The sequence below is a fragment of the Tenacibaculum skagerrakense genome, from assembly GCF_004345825.1.
Classification (GTDB): domain Bacteria; phylum Bacteroidota; class Bacteroidia; order Flavobacteriales; family Flavobacteriaceae; genus Polaribacter; species Polaribacter skagerrakensis.
The window spans coordinates 282,073-305,667 of the sequence record NZ_SLXM01000001.1; the positions used below are offsets into that span (position 1 = coordinate 282,073).

General features: G+C 32.0%; 15 protein-coding genes. 12 read left to right on the top strand and 3 right to left on the bottom strand.

Translation table 11 applies throughout. The annotated features are described in order from the left end of the window. Genes EV195_RS01250 through EV195_RS01260 form a run of 3 tightly spaced genes read left to right on the top strand, consistent with a single transcriptional unit; the run spans position 1 to position 3,098 of the window. Positions 1 to 2,481, top strand: coding sequence for a TonB-dependent receptor (locus tag EV195_RS01250; RefSeq protein WP_132791794.1), 2,481 nt, complete (start codon positions 1 to 3; stop codon positions 2,479 to 2,481). Between the two features lie 4 nt (positions 2,482 to 2,485). Continuing rightward, on the top strand, positions 2,486 to 2,767 hold the full coding sequence (locus tag EV195_RS01255; RefSeq protein ID WP_132791797.1) for a DUF3817 domain-containing protein: 282 nt from the start codon (positions 2,486 to 2,488) through the stop codon (positions 2,765 to 2,767). Next, entirely contained in the window at positions 2,754 to 3,098 is a 345-nt protein-coding gene (locus tag EV195_RS01260) for a hypothetical protein (protein WP_132791800.1), read from the top strand. Before EV195_RS01255 ends, EV195_RS01260 begins: the two co-directional genes overlap by 14 nt. A 143-nt stretch (positions 3,099 to 3,241) precedes the next feature. On the opposite strand, the gene EV195_RS01265 is transcribed toward EV195_RS01260, so the two are convergent. After that, a complete protein-coding gene (locus EV195_RS01265; RefSeq protein ID WP_132791803.1) occupies positions 3,242 to 5,707 on the bottom strand; it encodes a DUF5686 and carboxypeptidase regulatory-like domain-containing protein in 2,466 nt (821 codons plus the stop codon). 150 nt (positions 5,708 to 5,857) lie between these two features. Continuing rightward, positions 5,858 to 8,479, bottom strand: a complete 2,622-nt coding sequence (locus EV195_RS01270; RefSeq protein ID WP_132791806.1) for an AsmA family protein — start codon at positions 8,477 to 8,479, stop codon at positions 5,858 to 5,860. 114 nt (positions 8,480 to 8,593) lie between these two features. Between EV195_RS01270 and queG the strand changes: the two genes are divergently transcribed. Next, on the top strand, positions 8,594 to 9,523 hold the full coding sequence (gene queG, locus EV195_RS01275) for a tRNA epoxyqueuosine(34) reductase QueG (protein ID WP_132791809.1): 930 nt from the start codon (positions 8,594 to 8,596) through the stop codon (positions 9,521 to 9,523). A gap of 35 nt (positions 9,524 to 9,558) precedes the next feature. Here queG and EV195_RS01280 read toward each other — a convergent pair whose 3' ends face one another. After that, positions 9,559 to 10,164 (bottom strand): PAS domain-containing protein, encoded by a 606-nt coding sequence (locus EV195_RS01280; protein ID WP_132791811.1) that lies wholly within the window; start codon positions 10,162 to 10,164, stop codon positions 9,559 to 9,561. A gap of 135 nt (positions 10,165 to 10,299) precedes the next feature. Here EV195_RS01280 and EV195_RS01285 point away from each other — a divergent pair, with 135 nt between their 5' ends. From EV195_RS01285 to EV195_RS01320, 8 genes are all read left to right on the top strand, one after another. Continuing rightward, positions 10,300 to 12,579 (top strand): NADP-dependent malic enzyme, encoded by a 2,280-nt coding sequence (locus EV195_RS01285; protein WP_132791814.1) that lies wholly within the window; start codon positions 10,300 to 10,302, stop codon positions 12,577 to 12,579. 162 nt (positions 12,580 to 12,741) lie between these two features. Beyond that, positions 12,742 to 13,323, top strand: coding sequence for a Holliday junction branch migration protein RuvA (gene ruvA, locus EV195_RS01290; protein ID WP_132791816.1), 582 nt, complete (start codon positions 12,742 to 12,744; stop codon positions 13,321 to 13,323). A 6-nt stretch (positions 13,324 to 13,329) separates the two neighbouring features. Continuing rightward, positions 13,330 to 20,559: a T9SS outer membrane translocon Sov/SprA gene (sov, locus tag EV195_RS01295; RefSeq protein ID WP_132791818.1), complete on the top strand. Its 7,230-nt coding sequence runs from the start codon at positions 13,330 to 13,332 to the stop codon at positions 20,557 to 20,559. Between the two features lie 31 nt (positions 20,560 to 20,590). Next, positions 20,591 to 20,971 carry a glycine cleavage system protein GcvH gene (gcvH, locus tag EV195_RS01300; RefSeq protein WP_132791821.1) on the top strand — a complete coding sequence of 127 codons (381 nt, stop codon included), beginning with the start codon at positions 20,591 to 20,593 and terminating at the stop codon, positions 20,969 to 20,971. Continuing rightward, positions 20,937 to 21,335, top strand: coding sequence for a VanZ family protein (locus tag EV195_RS01305; protein ID WP_132791823.1), 399 nt, complete (start codon positions 20,937 to 20,939; stop codon positions 21,333 to 21,335). Before gcvH ends, EV195_RS01305 begins: the two co-directional genes overlap by 35 nt. A gap of 37 nt (positions 21,336 to 21,372) precedes the next feature. Further along, complete coding sequence (locus EV195_RS01310) at positions 21,373 to 22,098, top strand: energy transducer TonB (RefSeq protein ID WP_132791825.1); 726 nt, start codon at positions 21,373 to 21,375, stop codon at positions 22,096 to 22,098. A 97-nt stretch (positions 22,099 to 22,195) separates the two neighbouring features. After that, positions 22,196 to 22,945, top strand: coding sequence for an energy transducer TonB (locus EV195_RS01315; protein ID WP_132791828.1), 750 nt, complete (start codon positions 22,196 to 22,198; stop codon positions 22,943 to 22,945). Positions 22,946 to 22,990: 45 nt separating this feature from the next. Beyond that, on the top strand, positions 22,991 to 23,575 hold the full coding sequence (locus EV195_RS01320; RefSeq protein WP_132791830.1) for an acyltransferase: 585 nt from the start codon (positions 22,991 to 22,993) through the stop codon (positions 23,573 to 23,575). Positions 23,576 to 23,595: the final 20 nt, after the last annotated feature.

Sequence of the window (23,595 nt, forward strand, 5' to 3'; positions counted from 1 at the left end):
ATGAAGCAGATTTTTTTACTTTTTTTATTTATAACCTCAACTATTTTTTCTCAACAAATTACAGTTTACGATGCAGAAACTGGAAAAGTAATTGAAGCGGTTGCTTTATTTAATACGAACCAAAAAATATCGGCTGTTACAGATGAAAATGGACAAGTAGATATATCGGAGTTTTCGAATGAAATGATCTATTTTTCACATGTTTCTTACGCCGAATATGCTGTTGATAAATTAGTAATCTTAACCAATAATAATGTAGTTTATTTATCAAAACAATCGGAACAATTAGATGAAGTAGTTGTTTCTGTATTTAAAAGTAATGCAAAAGCCAATAGAATTGCTGAGCAAATACAAGTATTCAATGCTAAAGAAATAGAAAAGGTCTCACCACAAACTTCTGCTAATTTATTAGAAGTTATTCCTGGAATTAGAGTTCAACGTTCACAATTAGGTGGTGGTAGTCCTGTATTAAGAGGAATGGAAAGTAATCGTGTATTATTAGTTGTAGATGGTGTTAGAATGAACAATGCAATTTACCGTAAAGGTCATTTACAAAATGCGATCACTGTTGCGCCTAACATGTTAGATAAGGTAGAAGTTGCATTTGGTCCTTCTTCTGTAATTTATGGATCGGATGCCTTAGGAGGAGCCATTCATTATTATACTAAAACACCAAAGCTATCTCAAGAAAATGAAGTCAAAGGAAGTTTCTTCTCTCGTTATTCAATTGTAAATGATGAAAGAACTAATCAAGGATCTATTGAATTGCGTTTTCCAAAATGGGCTAGTTTTACAAGCGTGTCTTATAGCGATTTTGGCGATTTAAAAATGGGAGAAAATCGTTCTCATGGATTTGAAGATTGGGGAAAAGTATTTTATTTTTCTGAAAATTTAAATGGAAATTACAATCCGAATCCTACTGTAAATACCGACTTAGCTACACAAAAAAATACAGGATACAATCAAACTGATATTTTACAAAAGTTTTATGTGCCTTTATCTAGAAATACTGATTTAAAGATAAATGTTCAATACTCGACTTCCTCTGATATTCCAAGATTTGATAGAATGACGGAACTAACTGATGAATCAGATCCTTCTTCATTAAAGTTTGCAGAATGGTATTATGGTCCGCAAGACCGTTTGTTAATTTCTCCACAGCTAAGTATTCAGCCTAAAAAGAAATGGTTAAACGAAGGAACATTTACATTAGCCTATCAAAATGTTAAGGAAAGCAGAATTCAAAGGCGTTTTGGACGTTTACAAAGAAGTTATAGAGAAGAAGAGGTAGATATATTTAGTTTAAATGGTGATTTTTCTGTAGCTCTTGCTAAAAACAGAAATTTAGGTTACGGATTTGAAGTTGCTTATAACGATGTAAATTCTAATTCGTATGGAAAAGAATTAGATGTTGTAAATAACCAAATTGTTGGTTTTACAAACAATTTTGCAGTGCAATCTAGATATCCAGATGGTGGAAGTAGCTATTTAAGTTCTGCTTTGTACTCAAATTATAGACAGGATGTTTCTAAAAGATCGACGTTAAACTTAGGAATGCGATTAACCAATACGCAGTTAAAAGCAAGATGGATTGATAATACTTTTATTACCTTACCAGACGCTGATATTAGTTTGTCAAATACTGCTTTAACAGCTACTATTGGTTACATATATAAACCAACAAAAAACTGGCAATTAAATGCGGTGCTTTCTTCTGGTTTTAGGTCGCCAAACATTGATGATGTTGGTAAAATTAGAGAGAAAAGTAATCTTTTAACAATTCCAAATGTTGATTTAAAACCGGAACATGCTTACAACGCAGAAATAGGAATTGAAAAATATTTTAACAATAGAAAGTTTAGAATTGGTGCTGATGTATATTATATGTTATTAGATAATTACATTTATAGAGATGCTATTAACGACCCTGGATTTTCTTTAGAATATGATGGCGAAACGTATACTACTGCAGATAGGCAAATTTTAGCGAACGTAAACAGAGGAAATGCATACGTTACTGGGTTTACCGCAAATTATCAAGGTAAATTACATAAAAACTGGACCACCACAGGTTCAATCACCTATACAAAAGGAAGAACTTTTGATACAGACGAGCCAATGTCGTCTATACCACCTCTTTTTGGAAACTTTGATGTTAATTATGTAAATGAAAATGTTGAAGCTGGTGTAGACTTCCGTTTTAATGCCAAAAAAAGTATTGAAGACTTTAATATAGATGAAGGAATCGACAATCATGATTTGACTCCAATTGTTGATGCTACTGCTACTGAAGACATTAATAAATTTTATGGTTCTCCTAGCTGGGCAATTGTTGGAACTCATCTAGCTTATAAAATTAATACCAATTTTAAATTACAAGGGAGATTGTCTAATATCTTTGATAAGCATTATCGTGAGTTTGCGTCTGGTTTGTCAGCTCCCGGAAGAAACTTATCTTTAAGTGTAATTGCTAATTTTTAACGTTATGATTAACCTATTTAAAATAGTAAGTTTTTTAGAAGGAGTTTCTTATATCTTACTTTTATTTATCGCTACACCAATCAAATATATGTACGATAATCCAACGTATGTAAAATGGCTGGGAATGCCTCACGGATTATTATTTGTAGCTTACATAATATTAGCATACTTCTTATGGGAACCACAAAAATGGAGTACTAAAGAATTTTCTATAGTGTGTTTGCTTTCCTTATTACCTTTCGGGACTTTCTTTGTTGGGAAGTATTTAAGAAATGAATATACTTAAAAAATATAACATAGAAGTTGACAGAAAAATAGTTAGCTCAAATGATTTAGAAAAACAAATTCTGGTTCATTTTTTAGCATTTTGGGATAAAATAAAAGATATAGAGGAAGATTTATTACCCGAACTTATGTTAGTAATTAATGAAGTATTGGAGTTTAATGATATTGGTGCTGATGTTGCAGGTGTAGCTTATGTTGAAAAACAAAATACTAGGCTAATAGGAAGTGATTTAGGACATTCAAATTTTACACTTCCCACTGATGATTTTCATGAGATAATTTTAGAATGGCTTTCAGTTTTGAAAAATGAAAATATTAAAATTTACAAGTAGCTTATATAACTATTACTTTAAAAACAAACTCTAATTGTTTTAACACTAGCCGAACAAAAGAAAGCCCATCATTAGACTTGATGATGGGCTTTTTATTTTAAAAGTTGTACTGTAAATATTATCAGTAGTAATTTTATTTAAAACTAATCAAACAAACTAATTCCAAAAAGTAACCTGTTTTCCTTTTGCCCGTTGAAGTTAGACTGTACAAAATCTAAGCGTAAGAAGCGCCATTTTCCCCATCCGATATTGTCTAACCCAATCGAGTATTCAGTATAGGGTTTTCTGTCTCCAGAAAAGTAGGCTTTTGCTCCTATAACAGTATGGAAATTCAGTTTATTTAGTAAAGGAATTTTATTTAAAATAAATCCTTGAAAATTATGCTGTGTGTGTATTTCAGCATAACGATCGTTTGTGCTAAATTGATAATAGGGCATAACTGAAAAACTGCTCAAACGATTAGAAGGAGCTAAGTCTATTTCATTAGCTAAAGGATGGTAAAAATCCATAAATGGAATATCTTTTTGGTCTAAAAATAAGCCAGCTCTTGCGTTATAATCAAACGTACCTAAATTTCCTAAAGAAACGTTTTGTTGCAATCTTGAGAAAAACATATCAGAATTAAATTCAGAATTATCTGCTCCAAACGTTTTTCGATACCCTAAAGTTAAGGTTGGGAATTTAGTGTTTGTAACTGTAAATCTTGAATTCGGATAACTAATGTATTTACTTCCAAAGTTTATAGTAGTAGCCAACTGAGCTTTAAAAATACTGTGCTCTGAAAAAGCAGGTAAAGTGCTAGTTGGGTTAATTGGATTATTAGTTTCAAATGTTTTTCTTCTACTAAAAAATGAGTAATCCGTTGTGTTGAATAACGGTTTTCTATCTTCATAACCAAATGAAGAAAACACATCGATACCTGGAGTTACTTCCTTCGAAAAGTTTACTTGAGCAAAGGTTTTTTCATAAAATTTTGCGTAGTTAGATTTATCAATCAATGAATACAATGTGTTGTAAAAAGAACTAATAGGATTACGCTCATCAAACTGAACAACATCTATTCCTACAGAAATCGATAATCTAGGACGATCAATATTATTCCATTTTTTAAAGAAGCTAAAAGTAGGGCGTAATCGCTTATCAGAAAATCCATAGTTTAAACCAGCACTTACATTCCAGCTTTTCCCTTCATCATTCACTCTTTTAGAAAAGCTAACTCTTGTATCTAAGTTAAATCCTTGAACAGTGTTAAACTGAGTATTGGTTAGTAAACCATCGTAATTAAACGACCATTTTTCATAGCTATTTCTATAAGAATATCCCAAAATTGGTGATAACAACGTAAACTTGTTTGATTTTTGATCAATAGAATCTAAATATGTTTTAGACTTGCGAACCACTTTAATACTGTCCTTAATCAAATAATCTTTCTTTTCCTCTAAGGTTAATGGAACGCTTCTTAAATCATTCCAATACACCGAATCTTTTTTGGTTGCATTTTCTTCAAATGATAAAATTTCTTTTCCAAAGGTTTCCTCAGAAAAAGTAGGTTGAAAATTATAATTAGAATAAGAAGCAGAAAATCGTCCATCTAAGTTGAAACCAAATAATCCAACTTTAAAATCAATGGTTTGTAAAATTAATGCCCAAATACCAGCGTTAGGTTCGTAATTGTAGTTTTGTTTAATACGTAAAACATCTATTGCTGGATTATTTATTTGTTCACCAGTAATTGTTAAGTCTGCTCCATAAATAGCCCAATCATCTTCAACAACATAAATATGTCCGCCAAAAACACGATCGTTTTCTCTTCTAGGAATAATCTTTATTTTACTAATTAACTTTCCGTTTTTATCATAAAAAGTTCCTTCTAATTTGAACTTATAGTAACTAAAAGTGTAATTAGATATTGGTGAAAATATATTAGCATCAGCAACCGGCACTAAGTTTTTATAAAGATTGAAGTTTACATCTGCAGCTCTGTTGAATGAAATTCCGTTATCTTGACCACTAACTTTAGAAGCGACAATAACTTCTCTAAAGTTCTTAGGCTTTTTTTGGTACCAGATTTTAGAAACTGTTTCAGACAAATAAATAATTCCGCTTCGGGTAGAATCTAATCCACCACCTAAATCACCTATTTTCTGACCCAAAATTTTCTCAGGAGCATTCTTGATTTTAAATAAACCTCTAGAATAAAAATCAGACGTATACTTTCCAGATTTGTTTGTGTTTTTCTCTTTATTAGCAATTACTTTACGAATAATTCCGTTTGCAGGATTCTCATTAGAGTTAACAGTAACTTCATTTAATTGAACTTCCTCTTCGATAAGTTGTACATTCAATTCAAATGGTAAGCTTTCGATTAGCACTTCTTTTTTCAGGGTTTTAAAACCCAAAAACTGAAACACTACAGTTTGTTTTCCTGTTTTATTCGTTTCAAGAATATACGCACCATTATCATTAGTTGTGGTACCACTTAAGGTATTTTGCAAGTACACGCTAACATACGGAAGCGGTTGATTTTTTTTATCCACAACCTTTCCTTTGATTTGTCCGAAAGATGTAGCAATAATAGTTAGGCAAAGTAACGTAATTATGTTTTTCATGAGCTGATATTTGGTTGTAAAAAGAGAACTAATAACTTGAAGACGAATACTAAAACGAAATATTACGCCTAGATACTAATTTATTTTCGAAGCAAACATAAATGAATTACGAATTACTTTCTATTTAAAAAATGTTAAAGAATAATTTGGCTATTCGTCTTTTTTCTTCTTCTTTTTACCAAATAATCCGTCTAAGGCACCTTTTACTTTATCAACAGTGTTTTCCTTTTTGTCGTCACCAGTTGCAGAAGATTTGGTGTCTTTATTACCACCCAATAATCCGCCAACAGCTTTGTCAATTAAACTGTTTTTTTGTTTTTGAATTAATTGTGAAGTTAGATTACTAACAGCAGAGTTTAAGTCGGTTTTAACCGTTGGATTTGTAAAACTTCCAGAAAAATTAGCAGTTACGGGTACAGAAACATTTTGATCTTTACTATCTAATTTTGATAATAATCCTGTTACTTCAGATCCTAAATATTTTGCAGGAACATTAAAGGTTGCATTATAATTCATTAACTGATCAAAACTATGGCTTCCAGCTACTTCAATATCAATATCCTGATATTTTAACTTAAATGGTTTTACGTTTACTTTTCCATTTTCGAAAGATAAATTTGTCTTAATGTCTTTTAGATCTAACTTTTTTAAATCAACAAAACCTAAATTTTGATCTAATAAACTTAACGCTTTCGAGTTTTTAGGTTCTACATTAGTTGCTAAAATTTCAGCCAAAGCTTTCCCCGAAACAGAAGCTAAATTAGGAGTAAAATCGTCTTTTAAACTTCCTGAAAGATTAATGTCTGTGTTTAATTTACCCTGTAAAACAGTAGCTATAGGAGATAACATTTTAAATAATTCGATGTTTTTAAAAGAATCACTAATGTTAAAAGATTTAATTCCCATATCAACATCAAAAACTGATTTTTCAGGTTTGGTATCAACAGCACCATTTAAGGCGATGTTTCCACCGAACATTCCACCGTTAACGTCTTTTAAAGTTGCCTTTTGATCTTTAATAATTAGGGTTCCTTTTACATTTTCCAGCTTTAAATTGTCATAGAAAACTTCTTTTGCATTTGCGTTTACAACACAATCTAAAAAGGCAGGAATTTTAAGATTTTCCTTAGGCTTATCTGTTTTAACTGTTTCTTCTTCTTTTGGTTTATCCGATTCGGTGGTAGTATCAGTCGTCATGAAATCACTTACTTTAAACGAATCAGAATTCAGGTTAAAAGTTCCTTGTAAGTTTTTGTCTGAAAGAATAAAACCAAGTAAATTATTAATTGTTCCAGTAGCTTTTAAGTCACTTGTTCCAGTGATAGCGTCGAAATTAGTCAACGAAATTTTTGAAGGCGCAAAATCAACTTTAGCTGAATTGATTTTTAGTGGATTTGCCATTTCTTTTCCGCTAAATAGGAAATCGGTAATTTCTAATTTACCGCTGTTTTTGATACGTTCATACTTGTTGTTTTGAACGGCATCAATATCGAATTTAGACGTAAGATTTGCATTGATAATTCCGCTTAACTCATTCTCTAATTCTAACGGATATACTTTATTAATGTGACTTAAATCTATTTTCCCATTGATTGTGGTATTGATGTATGGATTCTTAGTTAGGTTACTAATTTTAGCGTTTCCACTGAATTTATTTTCATCAATATTAAAAACCAATCTATTTATAGAAACATAAGTGTCGTCAACATTTCCTGAAGTATTTTTTATCTGAGTATCTATATGAATATTGTTAACGCTTTTTGGTAAACTAGGATATTTAAAAGAAGCATTATTAGACGTAATTGATACATCAATAGTTGGAATTGTTTTTTCAGTAACTTTTCCTTCAATTTTTCCAATAACACTAAAATCTCCCGAAGTTTTTACATCAGAAATGTTTTTAGCATATTCTTCTGGAATCAAAGCTAAAAAGTTTTTAAAGTCAGAAGAAGGCGTTTTAAAGTTGATGTTTACATCTTGACTTTCATCTTTATTCAACTGAACATAGCCGTCAAAAGTTAACGGAAGCTGATTGATATGTGCCTCATTTTTAAGAAAAGCATATTTGCTGTTTTCTAAATCAAGCGCTAAAATGGCGTTTAAATCTAAATGTTGATTGTTTATCAATTTAGTTTCTCCTCTTTCAAATAAAACACTTGTGGTTGTTTTGGTGTCTAACTCGGTTGTTTTTTGAGAAAAATCCCCACTTCCTGAGTGGTTAAAATCAGAAAGAACCAAATTCATGTTTCCTTTTTTATCGGTATATTTTATTGTAGCTTTGGTAACCTCGTATGAGTTTAAAGAAAGTTTGAAATTGCTTGAGGATGCTTGTTCCGTTTCTTCTGTTGTATCTGAAGTTACGTTTACATCTTTTTTGGCGATATCATAATTGGTATTACCATTTTCATCAATCATGATATTTACCAATGAATTGTCAATAGCAAAAGATTGAACATTTAATTGGCTATTGGCGCTCTTGAATATTTCAGTAATTTTAAGCTTTATTTGTATGTTTTCACTGTACACTAAAGTATCTCCTTCAAAAGGAGCAAAGTTTGTAACGGTAACGTTTTTTAATTCTACTGAAGCTTTAGGGAAGTTCTTAAGTAAACTTAAATTTGCATCAGAAAACTCAACTTTTGCATTTACGTTGTTGTTAATAGTTTCTTTTACTAAGGCAACTAATTTATCTTGAAATAAGAACGGAATGGCAGCCAGAGCTATTACCAAAACGAGTAGAATAGAAACAACGATTTTTACAAATTTTTTCATGATACAGTTACTTTAGAGTTAAAACGTTTATCGGGGTATTTTTATTGAGCAAAAAATGTTAACAACAAAGTTAAAAGTTATCAGTAATATTGTGGTTAATAAATAGTTTCTTTTTTGAAAAAAATACAGCAATATTCTAATCTTATTAAAAGGCATGCCAAGCGTTTAGGTTTTTTAGACTGTGGTATTGCGAAAGCTGATTTTCTTGAAAAAGAAGCGCCGCGTTTAGAAAGTTGGCTGCAAAACAATTATCATGGAGAAATGCAGTACATGGAAAACCATTTTGATAAACGATTAGATCCAAGATTGCTAGTGGAAGGAGCTAAGTCTGTAATTTCATTATCGTATAATTATTTCCCCGAGGAGCATCAACAAAAAGATGCTTATAAAATTGCAAAATATGCTTATGGAGAAGATTATCATCATGTGATTAAAAACAAACTTTTTGAGTTGCTTGAATGTTTAAGAGAAGATATTGGAGAAATTAACGGACGATGTTTTGTTGATTCTGCTCCCGTTTTAGAAAGAGCTTGGGCAGAAAGATCAGGTTTGGGTTGGAATGGTAAACACACGTTATTAATTCAAAAGAAGCAAGGGTCTTTTTTCTTTTTGGCTGAACTAATAATCGATTTAGAATTGGAGTATGATGCGCCTTTTACAACAGATCACTGCGGAAAATGTACACGTTGTATTGATGCTTGTCCAACAGAAGCAATTTTACCCAATAACAATATAGATGCTAGCAAATGTATTTCTTATGCAACAATTGAGTTACGAGATAATATTCCTGTAACTTTTAAAGATAAAATGGAAGATTGGATGTTTGGCTGTGATATTTGTCAGGATGTATGTCCGTGGAATCGATTTTCAAAATCGCACAACGAACCATTGTTTAGCCCAAAATCTCCAATGCTAGAAATGAATAAAAGAGATTGGGAAGAATTAACAGAGGAAACGTTTAAAAAAGTGTTTAAAAAATCGGCAGTTAAGAGAACTAAGTTTACAGGCTTAACTAGGAATATCAATTTTATAAAAGAAAAGTAAAATCCGAATTCAATTCGGATTTTACCTAAAGCTTCTTATTCATATTCACTAAAGAAAAACCATTGTAATCCTTTAATTCTTTTTGCTTTATCTAAAATCTTCTTTTCTTTCTTGGATTCTTCCTCAAATAAATCCACCACAAATTCGTCATAAGATTTTCCGATTTCCTCGTTTAAATAAGCGTTGAAGTACATTTCACTAACCTTTTCACTTTTATTTTTTTCAATATCCAACAAGGTTTTGTAAAGAGGTTCAATTTTATCAACAACACTTTTTGGTACCGATTTTCTTCTGGCAGTATAACCAGTAACATTACCAGACTCATCTTTATCAATAGTAAAGTCAGTAATTACCCAATAGTATTTTCCAGTTTTTGTTAGGTTTTTTACAATAGCGTGAAAATTTTCTCCACGCTTCAAAGCTTCCCACAATAGCTTAAAAGCAACTTTGGGCATATCAGGATGTCTAATAATATTATGAGGCTCACCAATTAACTCTAACGTACTATACTCACTAGCTTCAGAAAACACATCGTTCGCATATAAAATGGTTCCAAATGTATCTGTTTTACTAACAATGGTTTTGTTTTTGTTCCAAGTAACTTCTTCGTTTACAATGTTTGCGGGGGTTGTAATGATCATAACGTGTATTTTAAGTATGTTTCTGCAAAGTTTCAAAACAATAAAAAGGTTCAAAATGATATTTATCATTTTTAATAAATTATAATACTCAATTACAAACCTTATATTTGTCAATTCACAATCAAGCAAAAAATTATGAGCCAATCACGTAAAAGACGCGAGGCCTTATTGTATCATGCCAAGCCTACACCAGGAAAAATATCGGTAGTACCGACTAAGAAATATGCTACGCAACACGATTTGTCTTTAGCCTACTCACCCGGAGTAGCAGAACCTTGTTTAGAAATAGCCAAAGACAAAGACAATGTATATAAATATACTACTAAAGGAAATTTAGTAGCAGTAATATCAAACGGAACAGCTGTTTTAGGATTAGGAGATATCGGTCCAGAAGCATCTAAACCTGTAATGGAAGGAAAAGGATTACTTTTCAAAATTTTTGCAGATATAGATGTATTTGATATTGAAGTGGATGCCACTGATATTGACAAGTTTGTTGAAACAGTAAAAGCAATAGCACCAACTTTTGGAGGAATTAATCTTGAGGATATAAAAGCACCAGAAGCTTTTGAGATAGAAAGAAGATTAAAGGAAGAATTAGATATTCCTGTAATGCACGACGATCAGCACGGAACTGCAATTATTTCGGCTGCAGCTCTAAAAAATGCATTAGAAATTAATGGTAAAAAAATTGAAAATGTCAAGATTGTTGTTAATGGAGCAGGTGCTGCAGCAATATCTTGTACACGTTTATATTTAGCATTAGGTGCTAAAAGGGAAAACATTATCATGTGCGATAGCAAAGGTGTTATTCGTAAGACCAGAGAAAACCTAACGGAGCAGAAAGCAGAGTTTGCTACGGATATAGATGTTGAAGACTTAGAGGAAGCTATGAATAATGCAGATGTATTTATAGGACTTTCTAAAGGAAATGTAGTAAGTCCAGAGATGTTGTTATCAATGGCAAAAAATCCAATTGTATTTGCTATGGCAAATCCTGAACCTGAGATAGATTACGATTTAGCAGTAGCTACTCGTGATGATATTATTATGGCTACAGGAAGATCAGATCATCCTAATCAGGTAAATAATGTATTAGGTTTCCCGTTTATTTTTAGAGGTGCGTTAGATGTTAGAGCAACAAAAATTAACGAGGAAATGAAAATGGCAGCAGTGCATGCATTAGCCGATTTAGCCAAAAAATCAGTGCCTGAACAAGTAAATATCGTTTATGATGAGGTGAGTCTTTCTTTCGGTAAAGATTACATTATTCCTAAACCATTTGACCCAAGATTGATCTATGAAATTCCACCAGCAATCGCAAAAGCAGCTATGGATAGTGGAGTAGCACAACAACCTATAGAAGACTGGGATCGATATAGAGACGCGTTAATGGATCGATCAGGTTCTGGTAATAAAGAGGTTAGGATATTACACAACAGAGCTAGAACTAATCCTAAGAAGATAATATTTGCTGAGGCAGATCATTTAGATGTATTAAAAGCAGCTCAAAGAGTATATGATGAGAAAATGGCTACTCCAATCCTTCTAGGAAACAAGGAGATTATTTTGGAATTAAAGGAAGAACTAGGCTTTGAAGGTGAAATAACCATTATAGATCCTAAAACTCCTGAGGAAAAGGAGCGAAGAAATCGCTTTGCAGAAAAATACTGGAAGTCAAGACAACGCAAAGGAATTACATTGTTAGAGGCACAAAAATGGATGCGAGAGCGTAATTATTTTGCAGCTATGATGATAAATGAAGGAGAAGCAGATGGATTAATTACAGGATACTCTAGACCATATCCTTCTGTTGTAAAACCAATTTTAGAATTAATAGAAAAAGACAGAGGTGTTTTAAAAGTAGCGGCAACTAATATGTTGTTAACTAAAAGAGGACCAATGTTTTTAGCTGATACAACTATCAACATAAATCCAACAGCCAAAGAACTAGCTAAAATTACACATTACACGAGTATTTTAGCACGTATGTTTGGTATGAAGCCGAATGTTGCTATGTTAGGATTCTCTAATTTTGGTTCTACAAGATCAGAAACTTCTCAGAAGATCAGAGAGGCTGTTTCCTATATGCACGAAAACTATCCTGATCTAGTTGTAGATGGAGAAATTCAAGCAGATTTTGCGTTAGATGAGGAATTGTTGTCAAAAGAGTTTTCATTCTCTAAGTTATATGGTAAAAAAGTAAATATTTTAATTTTCCCAAATTTAGAATCTGCAAATATCACTTATAAGTTAATGAAGGTAAATGGAGCAGAATCTATTGGGCCGATTTTACTTGGATTGAGCAAACCTGTTCACGTGTTACAATTAGGAGCAAGTGTAGATGAAATGGTTAATATGGCAGCGGTTGCTGTTGTAGATGCTCAAGAAAGAGAGAAACGAAAAAATCATTAAGATAATTTCAATTAGAAAGAGTATAATTTAAAAGAGCGACGTAAAAGTTGCTCTTTTTTTATATTTATAACCCTAAGATTTGGGCTGGAAATAACTCAAAAAAAATATTAATCAAGATTTAATCATTTTTTGCTACTTTAGGCGTCTGTTACACAGAAACAAATGATTACCCAAATAAAAGGAAGATTAGTAGAGAAGAATCCTACCTATGTTGTTGTTGATTGCAACGGTTTAGGATATTTACTAAACATTTCTCTAAATACTTACGGAGCACTACCCGCTGAAGAAAATGTAAAGTTATATACACACTTGTCAATAAGAGAAGATGCGCATACGTTGTATGGTTTTATTGATAAGGTAGAGCGAGAAGTTTTTAAACTACTTATCTCTGTTTCTGGAGTAGGACCAAGTATTGCTAGAACTATGTTGTCGTCAATGACAGCCGAAGATGTACAACAAGCCATCGCTTCTGAAAATGTAAAACTGATTCAATCTGTAAAAGGAATTGGAGCAAAAACAGCACAAAGAGTTATTATCGATTTAAAAGAAAAAATACTCAAAACCTTTGATCTTGACGAAGTTTCGGTTACAGAAAGCAATACTAATAAAGAAGAAGCGTTATCTGCATTAGAGGTTTTAGGATTTGCCCGAAAGCAATCAGATAAGGTTATAACCAATATATTAAAAGAATCGCCATCAGCTTCTGTAGAAGAACTGATAAAAAAGGCACTTAAAAACTTGTAAAAGAAGTTGAGAAAATATTTTCGTAATAGATTTTTTACAGCACTTGCTTTTTTAGTAAGTGTTGTTTCATTTGCCCAAAACACAAATAAAAAAGACTCTATTTCTACAAAAAAAGATACCATCATTCCTTTAAAGTATGATTTTAATTTTGACCAAAAAGGACATCTTTTTTTAAATAATCCAACAGATATACAAGTTAGATACGACAAGTCAATTAACAAGTTTGTAATTGTTGAGAAAATTGGAAATTACGTAATCGGAACTCCAATTTACTTAACGCCAAGAGAGTATGATAAGTACAGACTTAAAAATGATTTAAAATCGTATTTTAAAGAGAAAGTAGACGCAACAAATCCGAACAAAAAAGGAAACGATAATAAAAGAAAAAACTTACTTCCTAAATATTACGTTAACTCAAAATTTTTCGAATCAGTTTTTGGCGGAAATGAGGTAGAGGTAATACCTACTGGACAAATTAGTATTAAGTTAGGAGGTATTTATCAAAATACTGAAAACCCTCAAGTTTCTATTGAAAATCAAAGTAGTTTTACATTTGATTTTGATCAACAGATTAGTGCCAGTATTCAAGCAAAAGTTGGAAAGCGTTTACAAGTAACTGCGAATTATGATACACAATCTACCTTCGATTTTCAGAATATCATAAAAGTTGAATATTCGCCAACAGAAGATGATATTATTCAAAAGATAGATGCAGGTAACGTTAACTTACCGATTAAAAACTCTTTAATTAATGGGGCTCAAGCGTTGTTTGGAGTTCGTGCTGATTTTCAATTTGGAAAAACAACAATTAGAACAGCGTTCTCTCAACAAAATTCTCAATCTAGAAATGTGGTTGCCGAAGGTGGAGCTGTAATTGAACCTTTCGAGTTGCGTGTTACCGACTATGACAATGATAGACACTTTTTCTTATCGCAATATTTTAGAGAAAATTATAGTAAGGCGTTAGCTAACTATCCGCTTGTAAGCAGTCCGATAAATATCAACCGAATAGAAGTTTGGGTAACTAATAGAAATCAAAATGTTCAAGACTATAGAAGTATTGTAGCATTTGCTGATATTGGAGAATCTGATTTAGACAACATGGTTAGTGCCGATTTCACTTCTGGTACAGCACAAGAAGATTATGTAGATGTAGTTAACAACCCTATTAATGTTCAAGGAAGTCCGATTCCTTACAATGGAGTAAATGATATTAACGCTTTATTAGCGCCTGGATCTGGAATCCGTGAGGTGGGAACTTTGGACGGTTCTCTTCCTGTTGAAATGATTCAAGGTAGAGATTATTCGTATTTACAAAACGCTAGAAAGTTACAGCCTAATGAATATACGTTACATCCTCAATTAGGTTTTATCTCATTAAACAGAAGACTAAACGATGGAGAAGTTTTAGCAGTATCGTATGAATATACAGTAGTTGGTGCATCAAATAATGAAACTGTTTTTAAAGTAGGAGAATTTTCGAATGACGGAATTAACGCTCCTGCAAACATTGCAGTAAAACTATTACGTAGTGAAATTTTAACTACTAAACGTCAAGTTGGGACTGAGTTTATTCCATTTCCTACATGGCGATTGATGATGAAAAACGTATATGCTTTAGGAGCTTATCCGTTGCGACAAGAAGGTTTTCGTTTTGAATTATTGTATCGTGATGATGAAACAGGGATTTTACAAAATACGTTACAAAATGCTCAGCAGCTAGATTTACAAAACAGAACCCTAATCAATTTATTTAATATTGATAAGTTAGATCAAAGTCAGTTTAAAGTAGATGGCGGAGATGGTTTCTTTGATTATGTAGAAGGAATTACGGTAAACTCAGCTAAAGGATTAATTTATTTTCCAGAAGCAGAACCATTTGGTATTGATTTGGAAGCAAAAATTACAGATGCTACAGATCAATCTAAATATTTGTTTAAAGATTTATACTTAACTACTAAAATTCAAGCAAAAAACGAGTTTCAAAATAAAGATAAGTTTTTCTTAAAAGGGTATTTCAAGTCGGAAGCGAGCAGGGGAATTTCTTTAGGAGCTTCCAACATTCCTAGAGGTTCTGTAAGAGTTTCGGCAGGAGGAAGAACATTAGTAGAAGGTGTAGATTATGTAGTGGATTATCAACTCGGACGTGTTCAAATTTTAGATCCGGGATTAGAAGCATCAGGAGTGCCAATTAATGCATCGGTAGAAAATAACACCTTTTTTAATCAACAGCGCAAGACATTTTTAGGAGTTGACATCGAGCATAAAATAAATGAAAACTTTATTATCGGTGGAACGTTTTTAAATGTAAGTGAACGACCAATTACACCAAAAGTAAATTTCGGAGCAGAACCTATCGATAATGTAATGTTAGGGTTTAATTTAGATTTCTCTTCGGAAGTACCTTATTTTACGAAGTTAGTTAATAAACTTCCTTTTGTAGAAACAGATGCTCCATCAAATATATCAGTTCGTGCAGACATGGCGTATTTATTACCAGGTTCTCCTAGTGGAATTGACGTTAATGGTACAGCTACTTCATATTTAGATGATTTTGAAGCGACACAAATTCCGATCAACTTAACAGCGCCTCAACAATGGTTTTTAGCGAGTACTCCACTATCTCAACCTTTTGCTGAAGCAACAAATGATCCAAGATACAATTTTAGAAGAGGTAAGTTATCTTGGTATAGTATTGATCAATTGTTCTATTCAAATAGCACCAATAGACCATCTAATATTAATGATATTGAATTGTCTAGAAATGAAGTGCGTCAGATTAGTTTTTCTGAATTATTTCCTAATACAGATTTAGATATTACACAGTTAAACTTAGTTCGTACATTAGACTTAGCATATTTCCCTAATCAAAGAGGTCCTTATAACTTTAATACTGAAACAGGAGAATTAAATGGAGATGGAACTTTTTCAAATCCGAGTCAGAATTGGGGAGGAATAATGCGTGCTTTAACAACCACCAATAACTTTGAGCAAGCGAACGTAGAATATATTCAGTTTTGGCTGATGGATCCTTACGAAGGATACTCAATTACTACTGAAGAAGGTCTGCCATCTGGAGTAGATCCTCAAAATACTATAAACCAAGGAAAGTTATTCATCAACTTAGGAAGTATATCTGAAGATATTTTAAGAGACTCTCAAAAACAATTTGAGAATGGATTATCAACAACTCAAAACCCATCTCCACAATTAGAGACTAATATGGGAACCGTTCCGAGAAACCCATCTATATTGTATGCTTTTAGTGCTGATGCAGATGAAAGAACACAGCAAGATATTGGTTTAGATGGTTTATCTGATAGTCAAGAACAAATTTTAATAGATAGAATAAACAATGATCCTAACTTGCCTATAAATATTGATGTAAATAGGTTAAATAGAGATGACTTATCTGGAGATAATTTCCAGTTTTTTAGGGGGAGTGACTTAGATGCTACCAATGCATCTATTCTAACTCGTTACAAAAATTATAACGGTACAGAAGGAAACTCACCAACCACAGATCAGTCTGGAGAAGATTTTCCAACGTCAGGTTCTACCTATCCTGATGCTGAAGATTTAAACCGAGACCAAACAATGGATCCTGTAAGTGCTTATTTTGAGTACGAAGTTTCATTAAAGAAAAATGACTTAGTAAAAGGGACTAACTTTATTGTAGATGTAAAATCTGAACCTATTACATTGCCTAATGGAGAATCAAGAAGCACTAAATGGTATCAATTTAGAATTCCAGTTCGAAATGGGTTTACTCAAGCGGTTGGAGGTATTACCGATTTTAACAGCATCCGTTTTATGCGTATGTATTTAACGGAGTTTAACATGCCTGTAGTAATGCGTTTTGCTGAGTTAGAATTAGTGCGTGGAGATTGGAGACGTTATACTAGAACCTTAGACCCAACAATTCCTGAGCAAGATTTAAATAATACTGAACTTAATAATTTTGAGGTTGGAGTAGTAAGTATCGAGCAAAATGATGATCGTTATGAATTACCTCCAGGAATTACGAGAGAGCAGTTACAAGGAACAAACAGAATTCAACGTCAAAATGAACAATCTTCTACCATAACAGTTAACGATTTAGAGCCAGGAAAAGCAAGAGCAATCTTTAAAAATATTAGTATCGATTTACGTCGTTATAAGAACTTACGAATGTTTTTACATGCAGAACAAATTCCTGGAAAAACTGTTTCAAATGGAGACATGTCTGCAATCATCCGTTTAGGAACCGACTTAAATGAAAACTATTACGAAATTGAAAAACCATTAAATTTATCTACATCAAGTTCATCTCCGTTAGAGGTTTGGCCAGAAGAGAATAACTTAGATATTTTAATGACAGATTTATCTACGTTAAAATTAGATAGAGATGGCGCTAGTGTTTCTGCTTCTGATATTTATTCAGGAACAGCATCAAACGGTTTACTAATTAAAGTAAAAGGAAATCCAACCTTAGCTCAGGTTAGAACGGTTATGTTGGGAGTTAAAAACACCACTATTAATGATAGAAGTGTTGAGGTTTGGTTTAACGAATTACGTGCAGTTGGTTTTGATAACAAAGGAGGTTGGGCTGCAGTTTTAAATGCTGACACCAATTTTGCAGATGTTATTGATTTATCATTGGCAGGTAGAATGTCTACAGTAGGTTTTGGTAATGTTGATCAACGTGTGCAAGAAAGAAGTTTGGAAGAGCAAAAGCAGTATAATGTATCTACAAATGTTCAATTAGGAAAAATGATGCCTAAAAACTGGAACATGCAGGTACCTATGAGTTATAGTTATGGCGAAGAGTTTATAGATCCTAAATTTGATCCTCAATACCAAGATGTAATTCTTTCAGAAGCTAAATCAAGAGGTTCTGATCAAGCAAAAAGAAATGCAGAAAACGCTCAAGATTATACAAGAAGAAAAAGCATCAGTTTTATAAACGTTAAGAAAAATAGGAGTCCAAAAAGCGATAAAAAACCTAAGTTTTATGATGTAGAAAACGTAGCAGTTTCTTATTCGTTTAGTGAAGAGTTTCATAAGGATTATAACATCGAACGTTTCGTAAACCAAAATTTAATGGCTGGAGTTAATTACAACTTCAATTTCAGTCCTTTTGTAATTGAACCGTTTAAGAAATCAGAGAAGTTCAAAGGAAAATATTGGCGTTTTATTAAGGATTTAAACTTTAATCCGGTTCCTAAAAACGTAGCAATAAATTCTAAAATCAACAGAAATTATAATTTACAACAATCAAGAAACTTAATTGAAGGATTAACTGCTCAGCCAGAATTAATACAACGTAGATTTTTATTTGATTGGGATTATACGATTGGTTTTGATTTGACAAAGTCATTGCAATTAAACTTTAATGCAACTAACAATTACATTTACGACAGTTTTGGACAGGATGAAAAGCTTGAAATTTTTGATAAATTCTTTACGTTTGGACGAAGAAATCAATATCACCAAACCTTAAATGCAACATATAAAGTACCAATTAATAAATTACCTTATTTAAGTTTTATTACTTCAGATTATGGTTATACTGCAGATTTTGATTGGCAAGCATCTTCTAGAAGTACCATTACAGAGGATGTTAACGGAACTCCTGTTGAGGTAAGTATAGAAGATAAAGTTGGTAACATGATTCAGAATGCAAACAAGCATGCTATTGGAGCCACTATCGATTTCAAACGTTTTTACAAAACAATAGGCTTAGAAGATTTATTTTTTAAGAAAAACCAAAAACCAGTGGCAAATCAGAATAAAGGTGTTGCTTTAGGAAGTAAAGGAACAAGTAATCAACCGATAAAACTTAAAAAAAATGCTTCATTTGGTAAGAAACTTTTAAAAGCAACTTACGATGTTCTAACTTCTGTTAAAACTGCTAAAATTAATTTTACTAGAGAAAGTGGAACATTATTACAAGGTTTCAGACCTTCAGTAGGATTTTTAGGAAGAAGTAATTTTAATGGAAGTGTAGCGCCAACATTAGGATTTGTATTTGGTAGCCAAACAGATATGTTACGAGAAGCGATATCTAATGGATGGTTAGTAACAAGGGATGAAGGAGCAGATTATTTCAATAAAAATTACGGTAGAACTAGAAATGATAATTTAGATTACAATATTTCTATAAAACCACTTAACGATTTTACCATTGATTTAAGAGGTAACAGAATTAAAACATCTAACACAACGCAACAATTAGATATTGTTAATTATACAACAGGAACTGCTCAAAATCCAGATTTAAAAGCATTTGAAACGGGTAACTACAGTATTAGTCATTTTATGTTAGGAACTATGTTTACAGATGCAGATCAATTGTATCAAAACTTTTTAGACAATAGAGTGATTATTGCTAATCGTATTGGAAATCAAAATCCAACATTCCCTAACGATTCAGATCCGGCTAACACAAATGCAGGATACAAAACAAATGGTCAGCAAGTAATGTTACCAGCATTTTTAGCTGCGTATTCGGGTACAAATGTTAATTCAGCGAGTACAGGAATTTTTAGAAATATACCATTACCAAACTGGACAATGCGTTATAATGGGTTAATGAAGTTTAAATGGTTTAAGAAAAACTTCTCATCATTTACCTTATCTCATAGTTACAAATCGTCTTATACAATAGTCAACTTTACTAACAATTTACAATATGATCCAAATGGATCTGTTGTTGGTGTTCCAAATGTAAATAATTCTGGAAATTATCAACCAGAATTATTAATTTCGTCGGCGACATTAATAGATGAGTTTTCACCATTAATTAAAGTGGATATGAAAATGCGAAACTCTTTTTCTTTACGAGGAGAGATTAAGAAAGATAGGAGTTTAAACTTGAATTTTAATAATAATACCTTAACAGATATTAAAGGGACAGAGTTTATTTTTGGTTTAGGATATCGTATTAAAGATGTTAAAATGGTAACGCATATTACCGGAAAGAAAGAAACGTTAAAAGGAGATATAAATTTAAGAGCCGATGTTTCTTTAAGAGATAACTTAACATTAATTAGATCGGTAGACGAGCAGAACAATCAAATTACTGGAGGAGAGCGATTATTTGGTTTGAAGTTTTTAGCAGATTATAATTTGAGTAGGAGTTTACGAGCTTCTTTCTATTATAATCATAATACATTTGATTATGCTATTTCAACCAATTTCCCTCGCCAATCTATTAATGCAGGGTTTAACATTGTATATAACTTAGGAAATTAAAAACTATAAAACATATTAAATAAAATTACAAATGAATATTCCAGCTGAATTAAAGTATACTAAAGACCACGAGTGGGTTAAAGTAGAGGGAGATGTTGCTATTATTGGTATTACTGATTTTGCTCAAAGCGAATTAGGAGATATCGTTTATGTAGATGTTGATACATTAGATGAAACTGTAGAAATTGAAGAAGTATTTGGATCTGTTGAAGCAGTAAAAACAGTTTCAGATTTATTTATGCCATTATCTGGAGAAATAGTTGAGTTTAATGAAAAGCTTGAAGATGAACCTGAGTTAGTAAATTCAGATCCTTACGGAGAAGGATGGATGATTAAAGTAAATATCTCTGACAGCTCACAAATAGATGGTTTACTAGATGCTGAAGCTTATAAAGCAATTATTGCAGGGTAGAACCATATATTTTGCAATAGTTATTACAATAACAATAGCTATTTTAAGTTTGATTAAAATAGGTAGTCAACCAATAAATTTCACATATTTAGACAAGGTTGAACATACAATAGCCTATTTTGTACTTTGTTTTTCATGGTTGCTATCAATCAAAAAAAAGGGCACGAAATTTGAAGTTGTTACAATTGTTGTATTGTATGGAATTCTTTTAGAAGTTCTTCAATCTGTGTTAACTGATTACAGAACTTTTGATTATGTTGATATGTTAGCCAATACATTTGGAGCACTATTAGCTTTAATGGCTTATAAATACATAGAAAAAAAGCATTTCAAATTGTTAAATAGCTTGTATAAGTCGAAATAATTTACTTAAATTAGCAAACCTTTTAAAAACTTTTAGGATGGAAATAAAGAAAAATCCAAAATTTAACCTAGAAAACTACAGTAAGTTGTTCATTCAGCTAGGTTTAGTTTTGGCTTTATTTGTAACGTATGTTGCAATTGAGCACAAGACTTATGATAAAACTTACGGTGATTTAGGTGTGGCGGACTTAGGAAATGAGATTGAAGATGAAACATTAGTAATTAATGCTCCACCACCTCCACCACCACCTCCAGCAACTCCACCACCACCAACACCTGAAAAAATTGAGGTTGTTGAAGATGATAAGGAAATCGAAGAAACAGTTATTGAATCTACTGAAACTGATGAATCTGAATCAGTTGAGGTTGAGGAAATCGTTGAAGCAGTAGAAGAAGAAGAGGTAATAGAAGATGTACCTTTCTCTATTATTGAAGATGTACCTGTATTTCCTGGATGTACTGGAACAAATCAACAAAAGAAAGATTGTTTGAATGATAAAATGGCTAAACACGTTCAAAGATATTTTGATGCTGAATTAGCAAATGAATTAGGTTTACCATCAGGTAAGAAAAGAATCTATGTTCAATTTAAAATTGATAAAGATGGTTCTATAACAAGTATTCAAGCAAGAGCTCCACATCCAAGATTGAAAACTGAAGCAGAGCGTATCGTAAAGAAATTACCTAAAATGAAGCCTGGACGCCAAAGAGGTAAGGCAGTTAGAGTAGGTTATACGTTACCTATTACATTTAATGTAGAATAATTTTATATTCCTATATTTCAAAAGCAGCTCATTTGAGCTGCTTTTTTTATGGCATGTTTTTTGGACTTTATATATTCTAATTTAAAACTATTACATTATGAAAAAGTCTAAAAAGCACCCAAGAAAACAGCTTGAAAAATTTTCTAACATTTTTATGCAATTAGGTTTGGTATTGGTCCTTTTTGTTGTTTTTGTTACACTTGAACATCAAACTGAGAAAAAAGCTCAAACAATTACTGATGTATTTCCAGAGAAGGATAATACTACTTATACAATGTCAGTGTTTACTAAAATTCCTAAAATTGTTAAAGTTCAACAAACTCAGCCAAGAGTTATACCTAGAGTTACACCTTTAATTGATTTTAAACCGGTTAAAGAAACACCAACAACCCAAGTTGATGAACCTAATATTGTTGTTCCAGATAATACTCCGGTTGTTGTAACCAATCTTCCTTTGACACCTAAAAAAGAAGAGCCTAAACCAACAGGACCAGTTTCAATAAATAATGTGCAAAAAGCACCTGTTTTTAAAGGTTGTGAAGGCTTATCAGAAGTAGAAAATCGAAAGTGTTTTGAACAAAAGATGAAGGAGCTAGTACTTAGAAACTTTAATACTGATTTAGCAAATGAATTAGGATTAAGAAGTGGTAAGAAGAAAATTATTACTCAGTTTGTCATCGATCAAAATGGATTAGTTAAAGATGTTCAAATTAGAGCACCACATCCTACATTAAAAAAGGAAGCAAATAGAATAATCTGCAAAATTCCTAAATTAACACCTGGTATTCAAAATGATAAAGCTGTTAATGTACGATATACCTTGCCTATAAGTTTTATGGTAGAATAAATAGAAAAAACTCAATCATTCGATTGAGTTTTTTAATTTTGTTATATGAGCAAAACAAATGATTTTTTTTCACATGAAACTACAGTGATAGATGAAGGTTGTGTAATTGGTAAAGGAACCAAAATATGGCACTTCAGTCACATAATGCCAAACGCTACCATTGGTGAAAGGTGTAATTTGGGTCAGAATGTAGTAGTTTCTCCCAAGGTTGTTTTAGGAGATAATGTTAAAGTTCAGAATAATGTTTCTATTTACACAGGAGTTATATGTGAGGATGATGTTTTTTTAGGACCATCCATGGTATTTACTAATGTTATTAACCCAAGAAGTGCCGTTAATAGAAAAGATGAATTTAAACAAACACTGGTAAAAAAAGGTGCAAGCATTGGTGCTAATGCAACTATTATTTGTGGTATTACCATTGGTGAATATGCCCTGATAGGTGCAGGTGCGGTGGTTACTAAAGATGTTGCTCCTTATTCTTTAGTAGTTGGCAATCCTTCAAAACCGATAGGTTGGGTAAGTAAAAATGGTCATCGATTGCATTTTGATAAAGATAGACAAGCTATATGCCCAGAAACAGGAGAAAAATACGTCCTTGAAGATGGTCAGGTAATGTTAAAAAAATAAGAATTTATTGTTAATTTATT